This window comes from Caballeronia grimmiae (genome assembly GCF_022879615.1).
Lineage (GTDB): Bacteria > Pseudomonadota > Gammaproteobacteria > Burkholderiales > Burkholderiaceae > Caballeronia > Caballeronia grimmiae.
On the sequence record NZ_CP084271.1, the window covers coordinates 2,073,255 to 2,089,177 of the forward strand.

16 protein-coding genes and 1 tRNA gene are annotated in these 15,923 nt (G+C 65.3%); 13 read left to right on the forward strand and 4 right to left on the reverse strand.

Features of this window, described 5'->3' with window-relative positions:
- Positions 1 to 137: 137 nt before the first annotated feature.
- The 7 genes from hemL (at position 138) to LDZ21_RS10000 (ending at position 7,449) form a co-directional block, all read left to right on the forward strand.
- Positions 138 to 1,421 carry a glutamate-1-semialdehyde 2,1-aminomutase gene (gene hemL / locus LDZ21_RS09970; RefSeq protein ID WP_035960671.1) on the forward strand — a complete coding sequence of 428 codons (1,284 nt, stop codon included), beginning with the start codon at positions 138 to 140 and terminating at the stop codon, positions 1,419 to 1,421.
- Between the two features lie 22 nt (positions 1,422 to 1,443).
- Positions 1,444 to 2,565, forward strand: coding sequence for a bifunctional diaminohydroxyphosphoribosylaminopyrimidine deaminase/5-amino-6-(5-phosphoribosylamino)uracil reductase RibD (ribD, locus tag LDZ21_RS09975; protein ID WP_244793131.1), 1,122 nt, complete (start codon positions 1,444 to 1,446; stop codon positions 2,563 to 2,565).
- A 27-nt stretch (positions 2,566 to 2,592) separates the two neighbouring features.
- A complete protein-coding gene (locus LDZ21_RS09980; RefSeq protein ID WP_244793133.1) occupies positions 2,593 to 3,207 on the forward strand; it encodes a riboflavin synthase in 615 nt (204 codons plus the stop codon).
- 901 nt (positions 3,208 to 4,108) lie between these two features.
- Positions 4,109 to 5,284, forward strand: coding sequence for a bifunctional 3,4-dihydroxy-2-butanone-4-phosphate synthase/GTP cyclohydrolase II (gene ribBA, locus LDZ21_RS09985; protein ID WP_035960663.1), 1,176 nt, complete (start codon positions 4,109 to 4,111; stop codon positions 5,282 to 5,284).
- A 34-nt stretch (positions 5,285 to 5,318) separates the two neighbouring features.
- On the forward strand, positions 5,319 to 5,834 hold the full coding sequence (gene ribH / locus LDZ21_RS09990) for a 6,7-dimethyl-8-ribityllumazine synthase (RefSeq protein WP_244793135.1): 516 nt from the start codon (positions 5,319 to 5,321) through the stop codon (positions 5,832 to 5,834).
- Entirely contained in the window at positions 5,831 to 6,259 is a 429-nt protein-coding gene (gene nusB / locus LDZ21_RS09995) for a transcription antitermination factor NusB (protein ID WP_035960659.1), read from the forward strand. The genes ribH and nusB overlap by 4 nt, the downstream gene beginning before the upstream one ends.
- Entirely contained in the window at positions 6,256 to 7,449 is a 1,194-nt protein-coding gene (locus LDZ21_RS10000) for a pyridoxal phosphate-dependent aminotransferase (RefSeq protein ID WP_244793137.1), read from the forward strand. Before nusB ends, LDZ21_RS10000 begins: the two co-directional genes overlap by 4 nt.
- 75 nt (positions 7,450 to 7,524) lie before the next feature.
- On the opposite strand, the gene LDZ21_RS10005 is transcribed toward LDZ21_RS10000, so the two are convergent.
- Entirely contained in the window at positions 7,525 to 8,682 is a 1,158-nt protein-coding gene (locus LDZ21_RS10005; protein ID WP_244793139.1) for a transglycosylase SLT domain-containing protein, read from the reverse strand.
- Positions 8,683 to 8,798: 116 nt separating this feature from the next.
- Here LDZ21_RS10005 and LDZ21_RS10010 point away from each other — a divergent pair, with 116 nt between their 5' ends.
- From LDZ21_RS10010 to LDZ21_RS10025, 4 genes are all read left to right on the forward strand, one after another.
- Positions 8,799 to 8,984 carry a hypothetical protein gene (locus tag LDZ21_RS10010; protein ID WP_152562524.1) on the forward strand — a complete coding sequence of 62 codons (186 nt, stop codon included), beginning with the start codon at positions 8,799 to 8,801 and terminating at the stop codon, positions 8,982 to 8,984.
- Positions 8,985 to 9,266: 282 nt separating this feature from the next.
- Positions 9,267 to 10,877, forward strand: a complete 1,611-nt coding sequence (locus LDZ21_RS10015; RefSeq protein ID WP_244793140.1) for a UbiD family decarboxylase — start codon at positions 9,267 to 9,269, stop codon at positions 10,875 to 10,877.
- On the forward strand, positions 10,874 to 11,869 hold the full coding sequence (locus tag LDZ21_RS10020) for an asparaginase (RefSeq protein WP_244793142.1): 996 nt from the start codon (positions 10,874 to 10,876) through the stop codon (positions 11,867 to 11,869). Before LDZ21_RS10015 ends, LDZ21_RS10020 begins: the two co-directional genes overlap by 4 nt.
- A complete protein-coding gene (locus LDZ21_RS10025; RefSeq protein WP_035961135.1) occupies positions 11,869 to 12,537 on the forward strand; it encodes a LysE family translocator in 669 nt (222 codons plus the stop codon). Before LDZ21_RS10020 ends, LDZ21_RS10025 begins: the two co-directional genes overlap by 1 nt.
- A gap of 9 nt (positions 12,538 to 12,546) precedes the next feature.
- Here the strand turns inward: LDZ21_RS10025 and LDZ21_RS10030 are convergent, their stop codons facing one another.
- From LDZ21_RS10030 to LDZ21_RS10040, 3 genes are all read right to left on the reverse strand, one after another.
- Positions 12,547 to 13,512 (reverse strand): threo-3-hydroxy-L-aspartate ammonia-lyase, encoded by a 966-nt coding sequence (locus LDZ21_RS10030; RefSeq protein ID WP_244793144.1) that lies wholly within the window; start codon positions 13,510 to 13,512, stop codon positions 12,547 to 12,549.
- A 131-nt stretch (positions 13,513 to 13,643) separates the two neighbouring features.
- Positions 13,644 to 13,979, reverse strand: a complete 336-nt coding sequence (locus tag LDZ21_RS10035; RefSeq protein WP_244793146.1) for a hypothetical protein — start codon at positions 13,977 to 13,979, stop codon at positions 13,644 to 13,646.
- A 346-nt stretch (positions 13,980 to 14,325) separates the two neighbouring features.
- Complete coding sequence (locus tag LDZ21_RS10040) at positions 14,326 to 14,652, reverse strand: hypothetical protein (RefSeq protein WP_244794865.1); 327 nt, start codon at positions 14,650 to 14,652, stop codon at positions 14,326 to 14,328.
- A 492-nt stretch (positions 14,653 to 15,144) separates the two neighbouring features.
- On the opposite strand from LDZ21_RS10040, the gene LDZ21_RS10045 reads away from it, so the two are divergent.
- Positions 15,145 to 15,705, forward strand: a complete 561-nt coding sequence (locus LDZ21_RS10045) for a YggT family protein (RefSeq protein WP_035960642.1) — start codon at positions 15,145 to 15,147, stop codon at positions 15,703 to 15,705.
- A gap of 60 nt (positions 15,706 to 15,765) precedes the next feature.
- Positions 15,766 to 15,840, forward strand: a tRNA-Gly gene (locus LDZ21_RS10050).
- Positions 15,841 to 15,923: the final 83 nt, after the last annotated feature.

Below are 15,923 nucleotides of genomic sequence, written 5' to 3' on the forward strand. Positions count from 1 at the left end.
GCCACGCCCGACCCCGCCCGCTTGCAACGACTCCGGTACAATTTCAGCAACAATCGTCGCGCCGGACGCCGGGCATCGGCCACGGGCGAACGCCCGGTTCCGCGCGGCTCGCATCCACTTTCAGCAGGCCTTCATCCATGTCCAAGAATCAAGCTCTCTTCGAACGGGCCCAGCGAACCATCCCCGGCGGCGTTAATTCGCCGGTGCGGGCGTTCCGGTCGGTCGGCGGCACGCCGCGCTTCATCGAGCGCGCGCAGGGCCCGTATTTCTGGGACGCGGACGGCAAGCGCTATATCGACTACATCGGCTCCTGGGGCCCGATGATCCTCGGCCACGTTCATCCCGAAGTGCTCGAAGCGGTGCAGCGCGTGCTTGCCGACGGCTTCTCGTTCGGCGCACCGACCGAGGCGGAAATCGAGATCGCGGAGGAAATCTGCAAGCTGGTGCCGTCGATCGAACAGGTGCGGATGGTGTCCTCCGGCACCGAAGCGACGATGAGCGCGCTGCGCCTTGCGCGCGGTTTCACGAACCGCAGCCGCATCGTCAAGTTCGAGGGCTGCTATCACGGCCACGCGGACAGCCTGCTCGTGAAGGCCGGCTCGGGCCTGCTGACGTTCGGCAATCCGACTTCGGCCGGCGTGCCCGCCGACATCGCGAAGCACACGACGGTGCTCGAATACAACAACGTCGAGCAGCTCAACGAAGCGTTCGCGGCGTTCGGCGCGGAGATCGCGTCGGTCATCGTCGAGCCGGTCGCGGGGAACATGAACCTCGTGCGCGCGACGCCCGAGTTCCTGAACGCGCTGCGCGAGCGCTGCAATGAGTACGGCGCGGTGCTGATCTTCGACGAAGTGATGTGCGGCTTTCGCGTCGCGCTCGGCGGTGCGCAGCAGGTCTACGGCATCCAGCCGGACCTCACGTGCCTCGGCAAGGTCATCGGCGGCGGCATGCCGGCGGCGGCCTTCGGGGGGCGGCGCGACATCATGGCCCATCTCGCGCCGCTGGGCGGCGTCTATCAGGCGGGCACGCTGTCGGGCAACCCGATCGCCGTGGCGGCCGGCCTCAAGACGCTGCAGCTGATCCAGCGCCCCGGCTTCTACGACGACCTCGCAAAGCAGACGCGCAAGCTCGTCGACGGCCTCGCCGCCGCCGCGCGCAACGCGAACGTGCCCTTCTCCGCCGATTCGATCGGCGGCATGTTCGGCCTTTACTTCATGGACAAGGTGCCGGGCAGCTTCGCGGAGATCGCGCACGGCGACACGAAGCGCTTCAACGCGTTCTTCCACGCGATGCTCGATGCCGGCGTGTACTTTGCGCCGTCCGCGTTCGAAGCGGGCTTCGTGTCGAGCGCCCACGACGACGCCGTGATCGCCGCGACGATCGACGCCGCGAGCGGCGCGTTCGCGTCGGTCGCGGCCTAGCCCCGCCGCACGGACCGGCGCGATGTTCTCGCAATCCGACTTCACCTACATGGAACGCGCGCTAGCGCTCGCGTCGCGCGGCATGTACACGACGACGCCGAATCCGCGCGTCGGCTGCGTGCTCGTCAAGAACGGCGAAGTGATCGGCATGGGCTTCACGCAGCCGGCCGGCCAGGACCACGCCGAAGTGCGCGCGCTGAAAGACGCCCGCTCGCGCGGCAAGGACCCGCGCGGCGCAACCGCCTACGTGACGCTCGAACCGTGCAGCCATTTCGGCCGCACGCCGCCGTGCGCGCATGCGCTGATCGACGCGCGCGTCGAGAAAGTGATCGCGGCGATGGAAGATCCGAACCCGGCCGTCTCCGGACGCGGTCTCACGATGCTGCGCGAGGCGGGCATCGACGTGCGCTGCGGGCTGCTTGCCAACGAGGCCTACGAGATGAACATCGGCTTCGTCTCGCGGATGACGCGGCGCCGTCCGTGGGTGCGCATGAAGGCTGCGGCGACGCTCGACGGACGCACCGGTCTGCCATCGGGCGAAAGCCAGTGGATCACGGGCGAGGACGCGCGCGCCGATGGCCACGCCTGGCGTGCCCGCGCCTGCGCGATCCTGACGGGCATCGGCACGGTGCGCGAGGACGATCCGCAACTCACCGTGCGCGCGGTCGACACGCCGCGCCAGCCGCAGCGCGTCCTGATCGACAGCCGGCTCGACGTGCCGCTCGAGGCGCGCATCCTCGAAGGCGCGCCGCCGTGGATTTTCCATGCCGCCGATGCCGATCCAGCCCGCGCCGATGTGCTGCGCGAGCGAGGCGCGGAACTCACCGAATTGTCGAACGAGCACGGCAAGGTCGATCTTCCCGCCATGCTCACCGCGCTCGCCGATCGCGGCATCAACGAGTTGCATGTGGAAGCGGGGCACAAGCTGAACGGCTCGCTGCTGCGCGAGGGCTGCGTCGACGAACTGCTGATCTATCTCGCGCCGAGTCTGCTCGGCAGCGCGCCCGGCATGTTCGACTTTGCGCCGCCCGACACGCTCGATGCGCGGCCGCATCTGAAGTTTCATCGCATCGACCGGCTCGGCGATGATCTGCGCATTCTCGCGCGGTTCGCCGGGGCGCATGCCGCGAGCGAAACGCGCTGAATCTGACCGAACAAAGGAACGCACTTCATGTTTACAGGAATCGTCTCGGCGGTGGGCCGCATCGAGAAAGTCACGCCGCTCGGAACGGAGCCGGAAGCGGGCGTCCGCCTGACGGTCGCTGCAGGCGGGCTCGATCTCGCGGACGTCGAGCTGGGCGACAGCATCGCCATTCAGGGCGCATGCATGACGGTGATCGAGAAAGCGCCGGATTCGTTCGACGTCGATGTGTCGCGTGAAAGTCTGAACAAGACCGTTGGGCTCGGGAACGCCGGCGCGGAAGTGAATCTGGAGAAGGCGTTGCGCGCGCATGACCGGCTCGGCGGCCATCTCGTGTCGGGTCACGTCGACGGGCTCGGTGTCGTGTCGCGCTTCGAGCGTGTGGGCGAATCGCACGAGTTGCGCGTCGTCGCGCCGAAGGACATCGGCAAGTATCTGGCCTATAAGGGCTCGGTGACGGTGAACGGCGTCAGTCTCACGGTCAACTCGGTCAGCGATCAGGCAGACGGCTGCGAGTTCTCGATCAACCTGATCCCGCATACCGTGGAAGTTACGACGCTCAAGGCGCTGCACGCCGGAGCGAAGGTCAATCTGGAGATCGATCTGATCGCGCGGTATGTCGAGCGGATGATGAGCGGGGCGTGACGGCGGCCATATGGCTCGGCGTTTGGGGTTGCGAAGTTCTTTGGTGTGCCGGATCGACGCGCGCAGCAGCGTGTCGCTCAGGAGTCGATAGAGCGCACGTAGTCACGAACACGAGCTTGCGCCGTTCGACCCGCTGCGTCGCGCGTTCTGTTCCTTCGCTCAGTTCGTCGCAGGCCCGCAAAGCGGCCTACGTGTGCCAGCAATGTTCACGAACAGGCGGCCACAATCGCTGGAAATCGCTGGAGCAGAGGCCGGGGTTTCGTGTGGAATGCGTCGCCCGTGCGCTCAGGTTTTGCCGCCGCCAGCCACGCTCGGGATTCACGTTCGGCCTTGAATGCCATCAAGAATCGGACAGTCGCGAGCTTGAGTGCATCATTCGTCGCCCGCGCGTCTCTTCTGCGGCCGGTTTTCCTCGCGCGCTTCGCGTCGTGCACGCAGACGTCCGGGCAATTTACCGGCGTCTTGTGTGTGGTCACGCGCTTTCCGCGCTCCCACGGCCTCCTTGACGTTCCCCGGACGATAGCGAATGAACACGCGCCCGCTCCCCGCGGTGGCAGTCTTCCAGCTTTCGGTACTGATCAGCGCGAGACTCACCCGGCGTTCTTCGCGATCACCTCGTCCGCGCCCTTCCGCACTTCATCGATGAGTTCCGACAGTTTCTCGCGCCTGCATAGGGGAAATGACTTCTTCTGCATGAAAGCCGTTTCCGCTCAACAGTGTGTACTGTGCGCAGGCTTCGAAATCGGCAGGAATTCGGATCGTCGCAAACATCCCGCCAGCGCAACAGTCGGCCAACCGTCATAAGCCAACTCCCCCACCCCGCCCGCGGCGATTTCACCGCCTGTCCATCGGCCGTGGCGTAAAATACGCCCTTTCCCAAACGCACCCATCGGGACGCACCATGTCGATCGCCTCCACTCCAGAAATCATCGCCGAGCTGAAAGCCGGGCGCATGGTGATCCTCGTCGACGAAGAAGACCGCGAGAACGAAGGCGATCTGATCGTGGCCGCAGACTTCATCACGCCCGAAGCCATCAATTTCATGGCCCGCTACGGCCGCGGCCTCATCTGCCTGACGCTCACGCAGGAACGCTGCAAGCAGCTGAACCTGCCGCTGATGACGCAGCGCAACGGCACCCAATACGGCACCGCTTTCACGGTCAGCATCGAAGCCGCCGAAGGCGTGACCACCGGCATTTCGGCGGCCGACCGGGCGCGCACCATCGCAGCAGCCTGCGCGCCGGATGCCCGCGCCGATCACATCGTTCAGCCGGGTCACGTGTTCCCGATCATGGCGCAGCCGGGCGGCGTGCTCGTGCGCGCCGGACACACGGAAGCGGGCTGCGACCTCGCGTCGCTCGCGGGGCTGTCGCCGGCGTCGGTCATTTGCGAAGTCATTCGCGACGACGGCGAAATGGCGCGCCTGCCCGACCTGATCGAATTCGGCGAACAGCACGGCATCAAGATCGGCACCATCGCGGACCTGATCCACTATCGCAGCCGCACCGAATCGATCGTCGAGAAAGTCAGCGAGCGCACCATGCAGACCGCGCACGGCCCATTTCGCGCGGTGCTGTATCGCGACGAGCCGAGCGGTTCGCCGCATATCGCGCTGGTGCGCGGCACGCCGTCGCCCGATACGGAAACGCCCGTGCGCGTGCACGAACCGCTGTCCGTGCTCGACCTGCTCGAAATCGACGCGTCCACGCACTCGTGGACCATCGACGCCGCCATGCGCGAAATCGCCGCCCGCGATCTGGGCGCGATCGTCATGCTGAATTGCGGCGACACGAAAGATCATCTCGTCGACGCCTTCCGCGCACTCGACGAGAGCGACAAGGCCGCGAAGCAGGCGCGCCGCCCGATCGACTTCAAGACCTACGGCATCGGCGCGCAGATTCTGCGCGACCTAGGCGTCGGCAAGATGCAGGTGCTCGCAACGCCGCGCAAGCTCGGCAGCATGTCGGGTTACGGGCTCGAAGTAACGGGCTTCGTTCCGATGCCCGGATCGCCCGCCACGGCAGCGAACGCCGCCGGTGCAGCCGATGCGGCTGTCCCGCATCTTCGCTCGGCCTGAACGCCCACCCCATTCCAAACCAACGGATCTCTATATGGAAATCGGACAATATCAGCCGAATCTCGACGGCGACGGCCTGCGCATCGGCATCGTCCAGTCGCGCTTCAACGAACCGGTGTGCAACGGCCTCGCCGATGCGTGCATCGAAGAACTCGAACGCCTCGGCGTGATCGGCCAGGACGTGCTGCTCGTCACCGTTCCCGGCGCGCTCGAAATTCCGCTCGCGCTGCAAAAGCTCGCTGAATCCGGCCAGTTCGACGCGCTGATCGCGCTCGGCGCGGTCGTGCGCGGCGAGACATATCACTTCGAGCTCGTATCGAATGAAAGCGGCTCGGGCATTTCGCGCATCGCGCTCGACTTCGGCATTCCGGTGGCGAACGCCGTGCTGACGACCGAAGACGACGAGCAAGCCGTCGCCCGCATGACCGAGAAGGGCCGCGATGCGGCGCGCGTCGCGGTCGAGATGGCGAATCTGTCGGTCGCGCTCGAACAGCTCGGCGGCGACGATGAAGACGACGAAGATGAAGACGAAGACGAGGACCGCGCATGAAGAGCGCACGACGCCGCTCGCGTGAACTCGCGACGCAAGGGCTTTACCAGTGGCTGCTGTCGGGCGCGCCCGGCGGCGAAATCGACGCGCAGTTGCGCAACGCGCAGGGCTTCGACAAGGCTGACCACGCGCACCTCGACGCCATCCTGCACGGCGTGATCAAGGAAGCCGACGCGCTCTCCGCGCAGTTGCAGCCGTGTCTCGACCGGCCTATCGAACAGTTGTCGCCGGTGGAGCGCGCGGTGCTGCTCGTCGCCGCTTTCGAGTTCAAGCATCACATCGACATTCCGTATCGCGTGGTGATCAACGAGGCGGTCGAACTGACGAAGACCTTCGGCGGCTCGGACGGCTACAAGTACGTGAACGGCGTGCTGGACAAGCTCGCCGTCGCGATGCGCCCGGCCGAAGCGCAGGCGCGCCGATGAACAACGTGTCCGAGCCGCTCGTGCGGCTCGCGTCGCGCGTCGACGCGATCGAGCCGTTCTACGTGATGGAACTGATGAAGGACGCGCAGGCGCTGGAACGCACCGGGCGCGACATCATCCATATGGGCATAGGCGAGCCGGATTTCACGGCGCCCGAACCCGTCACGCGCGCCGCCGCCGATGCGCTGCACCGCGGCGTCACGCAGTACACGAACGCGCTCGGCGTCACGGCGCTGCGGGAAGCCATCGCCGCGCATTATCGTGATGCGTTCGGCCTGACGGTCGATCCCGCGCGCATCGTGGTGACGGCGGGCGCGTCGGCGGCGCTGCTGCTCGCGTGCATGGCGCTCGTCGATCACGGCGACGAAGTGCTGATGCCCGATCCCTGCTATCCGTGCAACCGCCATTTCGTGTCGGCGGCGGATGGCAAGCCGGTGCTGATCCCGAGCGGCCCGGCCGAGCGCTTCCAGTTGACGGCCGAGCAGGTTCGCGCGAACTGGAGCGACAGGACGCGCGGCGTGCTGCTGGCGTCGCCGTCGAATCCGACCGGGACGTCGATCGAGCCGGGCGAACTGAGCCGTATCGTCGATACGGTGCGCGAACGCGGCGGCTTCACGATCGTCGACGAGATCTATCAAGGCCTGAGCTACGACGCGAAACCGGTGTCGGCGCTCTCGTTCGGCGATGACGTCGTCACCGTCAACAGCTTCTCCAAGTATTTCAGCATGACCGGCTGGCGGCTCGGCTGGCTCGTCGTGCCGCACGCGATGATCGGCGCCGTCGAGAAGCTATCGCAGAACCTGTTCATCTGCGCGTCGGCGTTGGCGCAGCATGCCGCGCTCGCGTGCTTCGAGCCGGAGACAATCGCGATCTACGAGGCGCGGCGGCTCGAGTTCAAGCGGCGGCGCGACTACATCGTGCCGGCGTTGCGCTCGCTCGGCTTCGGCGTGCCGGTGGTGCCCGACGGCGCGTTCTACGTCTATGCCGACACCAACGGCGTGCATCACCCCGCCGCCGGCGACAGCGGTGCCCTCACCCGGTCGATGCTGCACGACGCGGGCGTCGTGCTCGTGCCGGGCGCGGATTTCGGCGTTCATGCGCCGGAACGCTACATCCGGCTGTCGTATGCGACGGCGTACGCGAAGCTCGAAGAAGCCGTGGCGCGGCTCGGCGACCTGTTCAGACGCTGATGGCGGCTGTCGCGGGACCATGAAAAAGGGCGCCCTCGGGCGCCCTTTCTTCGTTCTGGCTATACGATCTGCCGATCAGGCGCCGTATTCCGCCGACGGAACGTGCTTCGCTTCGCCGATGTCGCCGCCGTCCTGAGCGTCCGCCTTCTTCGGTGCATCCATCGTCATGTGGACGCGCTTGGCCGCATCATCCGTCGCCGATGCCGACGCCAGCACCTGCTTCGGCGCGGCCTGGACGGGCGCCTGAGGCCCGTTGACCGGCACGTTGCGGCCACGCGCGACATCGCGCAGACGCGAACGCTCGGCCAGAACCTTCGCGCCGTAACCGCCGTCGTCCTGCGACGTCGAACCGACGTAGTAACGCAAGCCGCCCGCCACCGAACCGCCGCGCGCGATGCAATCCTTCAGCACCAGCGCGCCGACCTTGATGTTCGCGAGCGGATCGAGCGCCGCGTGCGAGCCGCCGAAGTACTGGAACTTGTCGGAATGCACCTTCGACATGACCTGCATCAGGCCCTGAGCGCCGACGCCGCTTTCGGCGTACGGATTGAAGCCCGATTCGATCGCCATCACCGACAGCAGCAGCAGCGGATCGAGACCGACTTCGCGGCCCGTATCGAACGCCGCGCGCACGAGTTCGCTCACCGGCTCCTGCGCCACGCGATACCGGCGCGCGATGAAGGTGGCGACGAGCTTCTGCTCGCGCGTCGAGACGAGCGCCCGATCGTCGCGCGCATCGGCGACGACGCGCTGCGCCGGGATGGCGTTGGCCAGCACGGCGACCGAAGGCATCGTGCGCGGATCGAGTCCGTTCGGGGACACGGCGAGGCTGATGCCGCCGGTCAACTGGCGCGTGCTTTCGTCGTCGGTCGCAGCCGCGCCGAGCGACGGCGTGAGCGGCGACGGTGCAGCGGGCGCGCCGGCATTCGCAGCGATCCGGATGGACGAGCCATCACCGCCCGGCGGTCGATGCACCGCCGCGAACGGCGGCAAGGGCTGACCGGCGAGCAGACGCGCGGGTCCCGCCTGGACCGCTGCGGACACGAAAGGCATGATCCGTGCGGCAAAGGTCGTGCGCCACGATGGCAGCAGCCAGAGCGCGAGCGCCGTGACGACGGCCGCGCAGCCGACCAGACTGAAAAGATAGTGACTCATTCGGCTGCCACGACGCAGCGCGGCGCGCATCAACTGCGCGGCGCGAGTGTCGGGACGCCATGTCAACCAAGCGTTCATCGATGCTCCCAATGTTGCATGATTTACGCTGATGATTGCCGGCAAGCCAGGAAATCGAAGCGTAAATCAGACACCGCTCGCTCTTGGCAAGGCATAAGCGGCATCGGGGAAACGGCATGCGCCGTCTGGAAAACCGATCCGGCAAGCGACGCCGGGTTGCGCGGCACGAACAGCGTGCCCTTGGTGCGCAGGTGGCTTTCCACGCGAAAACCGGCGCAAAAACGCCGGCAGTGACAACCAACAGCCACGAATCGCCGGGCAGGTACGGCGCAGGCGACGCACAGCGTCTGAAGAAAACCTGAGGCAGAGGTAAAAAGTTTCAAAACCTGCAACTGATGCGAAGCGATTCTAGCAGGGTTTAATGATCCGTCAATGCTATAGCTTTGCGTTTCAATTACTTACAGTTATGATGAACACTGTTTAGGAGCGGCAACGCACATCTGCCGGGCGGTTTCGAGGGGAATTCGCTGAATGTCTCCCAGCGCACGGACGCACGCGCAGGTAAAATCGACAATCGCCAAGCGCGCAGCCGTCCCGCTCCCCGGCTTCTCTGGTAGCGGCCTCGAGTCTTCAATCGACCATCGATGAAATATAAAGATCTGCGCGACTTCACCGCCCGCCTCGAAGCGCTCGGTGAACTGCGCCGCATCCGCCAGCCCGTCTCCCCCATCCTCGAAATCACCGAACTTTCCGATCGCGTTCTCCGCTCGGGCGGCCCGGCCTTGCTGTTCGAAGCGCCGACTGGTCACACCATGCCGGTGCTCGCCAATCTGTTCGGCACGACGCGGCGCGTGGCGCTCGGCATGGGTATCGAAACGCAGACGACGGCAGGCGCGAACGCGGAACTCGGCAGCGATACCGCCGCGCTCGATTCCCTGCGCGACGTCGGCCGTCTGCTGTCCGCGCTCAAGGAGCCGGAGCCGCCGCGCGGCCTGAAGGACGCCCGCAAGCTGCTGTCGCTCGCGAAAGCCGTGTGGGACATGGCGCCGAAATCCGTGAGTTCGCCGCCTTGCCAGGAAATCGTGTGGGAAGGCAACGACGTCGATCTGGCGCGCCTGCCGATCCAGACCTGCTGGCCTGGCGACGCGGGACCGCTGCTCACCTGGGGCCTCACGGTGACGCGCGGGCCGAACAAGCCGCGTCAGAATCTCGGCATCTACCGTCAGCAGCTAATCGGGCGCAACAAGCTGATCATGCGATGGCTCGCACATCGCGGCGGCGCGCTCGACTTCCGCGAGTTCGCGCTCGCCAATCCGGGCAAGCCGTACCCGGTGGCGGTCGTGCTCGGCGCCGATCCCGCGACGATCCTCGGCGCGGTCACGCCCGTGCCCGATACGCTCTCCGAATACCAGTTCGCCGGTCTGCTGCGCGGCTCGCGCACCGAACTGGCGAAGTGCCTGACGCCGGGCGTCGACACCTTGCAGGTGCCGGCGCGCGCGGAAATCGTGCTGGAAGGCTTCATCTATCCGCAGGAAGGCGCATTGCCTCCGGCGCCGGAAGGCGCACCGCCGCGTCCGGCGACCGGCGCCGCCGCGCGCTACGAGCACGCGCTCGAAGGGCCGTATGGCGATCACACCGGCTACTACAACGAGCAGGAGTGGTTTCCGGTCTTCACGGTCGAGAAGATCACGATGCGGCGCGACGCGCTCTTTCATTCGACGTACACCGGCAAGCCGCCCGACGAACCGGCCGTGCTCGGCGTCGCGCTGAACGAAGTCTTCGTGCCGCTGCTGCAAAAGCAGTTTCCCGAAATCACCGACTTCTACTTGCCGCCCGAAGGCTGCAGCTATCGCATGGCCATCGTGCAGATGAGGAAGAGCTACGCCGGCCATGCGAAGCGCGTGATGCTGGGCGTCTGGAGCTTCCTGCGACAGTTCATGTATACGAAGTTCATCGTCGTGGTGGATGAAGACGTCAACGTGCGCGACTGGAAGGAAGTCATCTGGGCGATCACCACGCGCGTCGATCCCACGCGCGACACGGTCATGGTCGACAACACGCCGATCGACTATCTCGACTTCGCATCGCCGGTGGCGGGCCTCGGGTCGAAGATGGGACTCGACGCCACCAACAAGTGGCCCGGCGAAACACATCGCGAATGGGGGCGGCCGATCGTGATGGATGCCGCCGTCAAGCGGCGCGTCGATGCGCTGTGGACCGAAATCGGTCTCGACGATGCGGGGAGCAACGCATGATCGCGGCGACGCTCCATCGTGGAAGCGCCATCGAGAACACGCATCGGGCGCACGTCGCCGTCGTCGATGCAAATGGCGACGTGCTGCACGCGTTCGGCGATCCGCATCGCGTGACGCTGCCGCGCTCGGCCGCCAAACCGGCGCAGGCGCTTGCGATCATGGAGACGGGCGCGCTCGAGCGCTTCGCTTTCGACGACGCCGATCTCGCGTTGATGTGCGGCTCGCACAGCAGCGAGCCGCGCCACATCGACCGCGCCCGCGCGATGCTCACCAAGGCCGACGCGCACGAAAGCGATCTGCGCTGCGGCGGCCATCCGCCGATTTCCGACGCCGTCTATAAGGACTGGATTCGTCGCGACTTCACGCCGACGCCCGTGTGCAGCAACTGCTCGGGCAAGCACGCCGGCATGCTCGCCGCCGCCCGCGCGATGAACGCGCCGCTCGACGGCTACCACTTGAGCGCGCACCCGCTGCAAGCCCACGTAAAGCAGACGGTGGCGCAGGCGGTCGATTTGCCCTCCGATGAAGTGCAATGGGCCATCGACGGCTGCAACCTGCCGACGCCCGCCTTCCCGCTCGACCGGCTGGCGCGGCTGTACATGAAGCTCGCCGCTGCGCCCGACGATTCGCCGCTCGGGCGCATCCATCGTGCAATGACGACGTATCCCGAACTCGTCTCCGGCGAGGGCCGCTTTTGCGAGCGGCTCATGCGCGCGTTCGGCGGCGCGGTCGTCGGCAAGACCGGCGCGGATGCGAGCTATGCGATCGGCGTTAAGCGTGCGGAAGGCGCGCTCGGTATCGCGGTGAAGGTGGAGGACGGCAACCTCGCCGTCATGCACGCGATCGTCGCGCACGTGCTGCATCTGCTCGGCATCGGCACGCCGGAACAACGCGCGGCGCTCGACGACTTCCGTCATCCGGCGATGCGCAACACGATGGGCGTCGAAACCGGACGGCTCGACGTGACCCTGACACTGACCGGGCAGCGATGATGCATTCCTGGTCGTTGATGTCGGACGGGTTCTTCCTGTCGCTGTCGCTGTGTCTGGATATCGGTATCGCGAACGTTGCGATCATCTCGCTCGCGCTGTCGCACGGCTTCAAGCCGGGACTCGTGCTCGGACTCGGCACCTGCTTCGGCGATCTGCTCTATGCGGCGCTCGCGCTCGCCGGCATGTCGGCGCTGCTGCAGTTCGAAGCCGTGCGATGGGTCGTGTGGATCGGCGGCGGCATCGTACTGCTGATGCTCACCTGGAAGATGGCGCGCGAGGCGCTGAAGCCGGAGACCGCGCCCCCCGTCGCCGGCGAAGCCGACCCGCACGCGCCGCGTCAGAGCCACCTGAAGAGCTTCCTGCGCGGATGCCTGCTCGCGGTATCGTCGCCGAGCGCGATTCTCTGGTTTGCGGCGGTCGGCGGCGCGCTGATCGCGAAGGCTGGCGCGACGAGCACGGTAAGTGCATCCGTCTTCCTGCTCGGCTTCTTCTGCGGCGGGCTCGGCTGGACCATCTTCATCTGCACGCTCGCGAGCCACGGCCGCAAGCGCGCCGGCACGCGCCTGCTGCGCGCGTGCCACGTGCTGTCGGCGGTGCTCTTCGCTTACTTCTCGTATAGCGTGATCGTCGACGGCTATCGCGATCTCATCGTCCACGCGGCATCGTGACGATCGCGCTTACGCGATGAACTGCGCGAGCCGCGCCAGATCGACGTTGCCGCCGCTCACGATCACGCCGACGCGCTTGCCCTCCACCGGCACGATCTTTTGCAGCACCGCCGCCGCCGCAAGGCAGCCGGTCGGCTCGACGACCATCTTCATGCGCTGCGCGAAGAAGCGCAGTGTGTCGATGAGCTGCGCATCGCTCACGGTGACGATGCGGTCGACATGCTTCTGGATGATCGGAAAGTTGTATTCGCCGACATGCGTCGACGCCGCGCCATCGGCGATGGTGCGCGGCACGTCGATATGCACGATCTCGCCGCGCGCGAGCGACTGCTGTGCGTCGTTGCCCGCTTCGGGCTCCACGCCGATCACCTTGCACGACGGCGACAAGGCCGCCGCCGCGAGCGCGCAACCGGCGATCAGCCCGCCGCCGCCGAGACACACGAAGAGGTAATCGAGCGGCCCGGTTTCCTCGATCAGTTCCTTGGCGGCCGTGCCCTGCCCAGCGATCACGTGCGGATGGTCGTACGGCGGAATCAGCGTCATGCCCCGCTCCTCGGCGAGCGCGCGGCCGATTTCCTCGCGATTCTGCGTGTAGCGGTCGTACGTGATGACTTCGCCGCCGTAGCCGCGCGTTGCTTCCATCTTGGCGGCGGGTGCGTCTTCCGGCATGACGATCGTCGCCCGGATGCCCGCCAGCTTCGCCGACAGCGCGATGGCCTGCGCATGATTGCCCGACGAGTACGTGATCACGCCGGCCGCGCGCTGCGCGTTGTTGAAATGAGAGATGGAGTTGTATGCGCCGCGGAACTTGAACGCGCCCATGCGCTGGAAGTTCTCGCACTTGAAGAACAAGGACGCGCCCGCGATTTCGTCCGCTGTGCGGGACGTGAGGACAGGCGTGCGATGCGCGAAACCCTCGATGCGGCGGGCGGCATCGGCGACATCGTCGAAAGTCGGAGAAGAAAGAGTGGGCATCGGACGGAGCGTGATGTGAAGGATCCACCATTCTCCGCAGTTCCGGTGCGAACCGGAATAGGCTGGCCGCGCCGCCCATAAAAAAACGCAAGTTCCGGACGGACTTGCGTTATCGGTTCGCGCGGCGGCGATTACCTGTGATAGCCGCCATAACCACCATAGCCGCCATAGCCGTGGCGGTAATAGCCGTGCTGACGCCAATAGGGACGGCCATAAGGGCGGCCGTAGTATCCATACGGATAGCCGCCAACGACGACGGCAGGCGGCGGCCCGTACACGACCGGCGGCGGGGGCGCCATATAAACGGGCGCGGCCGGGGCGACATAGACCGGCGCAGGCGGTGCCTGATAAACCGGATACGCCGGCACCCCGATGCCGACGCCAATCGATACTCCGCCCGCTTGCGCCGCACCTGCCGCGCCGAGCGCGATTGCACCAACGACCAGAAGACCACTGAGCTTTTTCACTTTCTTTCTCCTCGCCGCTTTCACCGGCCATCCGGCGCGCGACGTCACAGGATCAATTTTACGAAAAAACCGGGACGGTGCTTGAACCATGTGTTGCAAATTGCAAGTTCTTACGCGCACTCCGGTTGAGCGCCAACCGGTATGCGAGCGCGCTTCGCCGATGCGCACGCCCTGGCCGGGCGCTCGCCCCTTTTGTCGATCCGGTGTGCTTCCGCAGCGGGTAACGTCTCATTACAAATCAGCGTTCGGTAATTGAAAAGCCCCGCCGAACGTGAGGTTCGACAGGGCTTTTAATGTTTTACGCTAACTCGATTATCGGTCTCAGCCGACTTTCACATAAGCGAATTCACGCGATACGTTCGGCGGAACGTAAGCCCCGCCAATGACGACACGCGGCGTCAAGCGCTTCTTTTGATCCCACCAGCGGCGGCGTTGAGCCTGACTCAAGAACCGCAGATGCTTTCGATAAGCGAAAATGCTCATGCGACCTCCGAACGTAGCGAATAAAAATCTTGAGGAAACGCATCCATTTATGACCTGCGATGGTTTCCCGTTGAATTCCGTCTTCTCTTAAGTATTTCGCGTCCTGTTCGTCCATCAATGTACGCAAGGGAACCAAAACCCGCGATCGACGTGTGCTGAACCACATTTCAGCAGTAACCATGCCGATCATTAAAATCGATTTCTAATTGCGGGGCGGGTCTCGTGTCGTTTGCTGTCATCGTATCGTGGCACTTTTCGCTTTTCGAGACAGTATCGCTTTGACAACATCAGGGTTTTCCGATGATGCCAGCGCCCCACGCGCGTGCTTGCAGTCAGCTTTCACCGACTCATGGCACAATCGCTGCCGCCTGTTCGCGAACGCTCCCCAAGCGGCGCGCAAGCCATGTTAAGGTGACGTCCGGCGCCCCACCGGCATTGACGGTGGGCGGGGAACGCAAGCCGCCGGCCGGCGAGGACTTCGGCATGACATTCAGCTCAGAGAACGAACAATGAACAAGGTCAGCCTTCACGACTCGCACGGTCTCGCACATCGCATCGCCCGAGCACATCGGCTTCGCGCGCCCCGCTAGCGGCATCGCCCTTTCGCTTCTTTCTGGCTTTCTTTTGCTTTTCCGACCCCGGCGCGGCGCGTATGCCGCGCATGTTTCCAAGAGGACCCGAGATGTTCGGCGATATCGCCCGTTTTCTGCTCAACACCGTTTTCACCCTCTTCGGCGCGGCGCTTTTGCTGCGGGCCTGGATGCAAGTCGTGCGCATGCCGCCATACAACCCGGTATCGAATGCCGTGATGCAGGCGACCAACTGGATCGTGCTGCCGCTGCGCAAGATTCTGCCGGGCGGGAAGATCGACTGGGCGAGCATCGTCGCGGCGTTTATCGCAGCGGCGGTCTATGTGACGCTGATGGTCGTGCTGGCGGGCGTCGATCCGACGCTCATGGCGCCCATGCTCTTGCTCGTCGCGGTGCTCACCGTCGTCAAGTGGGCGCTGAACCTCATCATCTGGATGACGATTCTGATGGCGCTGCTCTCGTGGCTCAATCCGCAATCGCCGGCGATGCCCCTGCTCTTTCAGATCACCGCGCCGTTTCTGGATCCGCTGCGGCGCATCCTGCCGCGCCTCGGCGGCATTGACCTGTCGCCGATCCTGCTGTTCGTGATCGTGCAGGTGTTGCTGATGGTGGTGACGCGCCTCGCCGTCTCGATGACGCTCTTCGGCATCTGAGTCCGCCGCGCCGCTGCAATTGCGCGGCGGCGGTGCTTGCGCTTACAATAGCCGACTCACGCGGGCGTCGTATAATGGCTATTACCGTAGCTTCCCAAGCTACTGACGTGGGTTCGATTCCCATCGCCCGCTCCAGCATCACAGTGAAAGCCGCCTTTCGTCATCGAGGCGGCTTTTTAGTTTCCCGCGCAGCATTCCCGCATCCGCATTCAATCTCG

Bases quoted from the DNA above. Each gene is read 5' to 3' on its own strand.
- hemL (WP_035960671.1), top strand. From the start codon at position 138: ATGTCCAAGAATCAAGCTCTCTTCGAACGGGCCCAGCGAACCATCCCC.
- ribD (WP_244793131.1), top strand. From the start codon at position 1,444: ATGTTCTCGCAATCCGACTTCACCTACATGGAACGCGCGCTAGCGCTC.
- LDZ21_RS09980 (WP_244793133.1), top strand. From the start codon at position 2,593: ATGTTTACAGGAATCGTCTCGGCGGTGGGCCGCATCGAGAAAGTCACG.
- ribBA (WP_035960663.1), top strand. From the start codon at position 4,109: ATGTCGATCGCCTCCACTCCAGAAATCATCGCCGAGCTGAAAGCCGGG.
- ribH (WP_244793135.1), top strand. From the start codon at position 5,319: ATGGAAATCGGACAATATCAGCCGAATCTCGACGGCGACGGCCTGCGC.
- nusB (WP_035960659.1), top strand. From the start codon at position 5,831: ATGAAGAGCGCACGACGCCGCTCGCGTGAACTCGCGACGCAAGGGCTT.
- LDZ21_RS10000 (WP_244793137.1), top strand. From the start codon at position 6,256: ATGAACAACGTGTCCGAGCCGCTCGTGCGGCTCGCGTCGCGCGTCGAC.
- LDZ21_RS10005 (WP_244793139.1), bottom strand. From the start codon at position 8,682: ATGAACGCTTGGTTGACATGGCGTCCCGACACTCGCGCCGCGCAGTTG.
- LDZ21_RS10010 (WP_152562524.1), top strand. From the start codon at position 8,799: ATGCGCCGTCTGGAAAACCGATCCGGCAAGCGACGCCGGGTTGCGCGG.
- LDZ21_RS10015 (WP_244793140.1), top strand. From the start codon at position 9,267: ATGAAATATAAAGATCTGCGCGACTTCACCGCCCGCCTCGAAGCGCTC.
- LDZ21_RS10020 (WP_244793142.1), top strand. From the start codon at position 10,874: ATGATCGCGGCGACGCTCCATCGTGGAAGCGCCATCGAGAACACGCAT.
- LDZ21_RS10025 (WP_035961135.1), top strand. From the start codon at position 11,869: ATGCATTCCTGGTCGTTGATGTCGGACGGGTTCTTCCTGTCGCTGTCG.
- LDZ21_RS10030 (WP_244793144.1), bottom strand. From the start codon at position 13,512: ATGCCCACTCTTTCTTCTCCGACTTTCGACGATGTCGCCGATGCCGCC.
- LDZ21_RS10040 (WP_244794865.1), bottom strand. From the start codon at position 14,652: ATGATCGGCATGGTTACTGCTGAAATGTGGTTCAGCACACGTCGATCG.
- LDZ21_RS10045 (WP_035960642.1), top strand. From the start codon at position 15,145: ATGTTCGGCGATATCGCCCGTTTTCTGCTCAACACCGTTTTCACCCTC.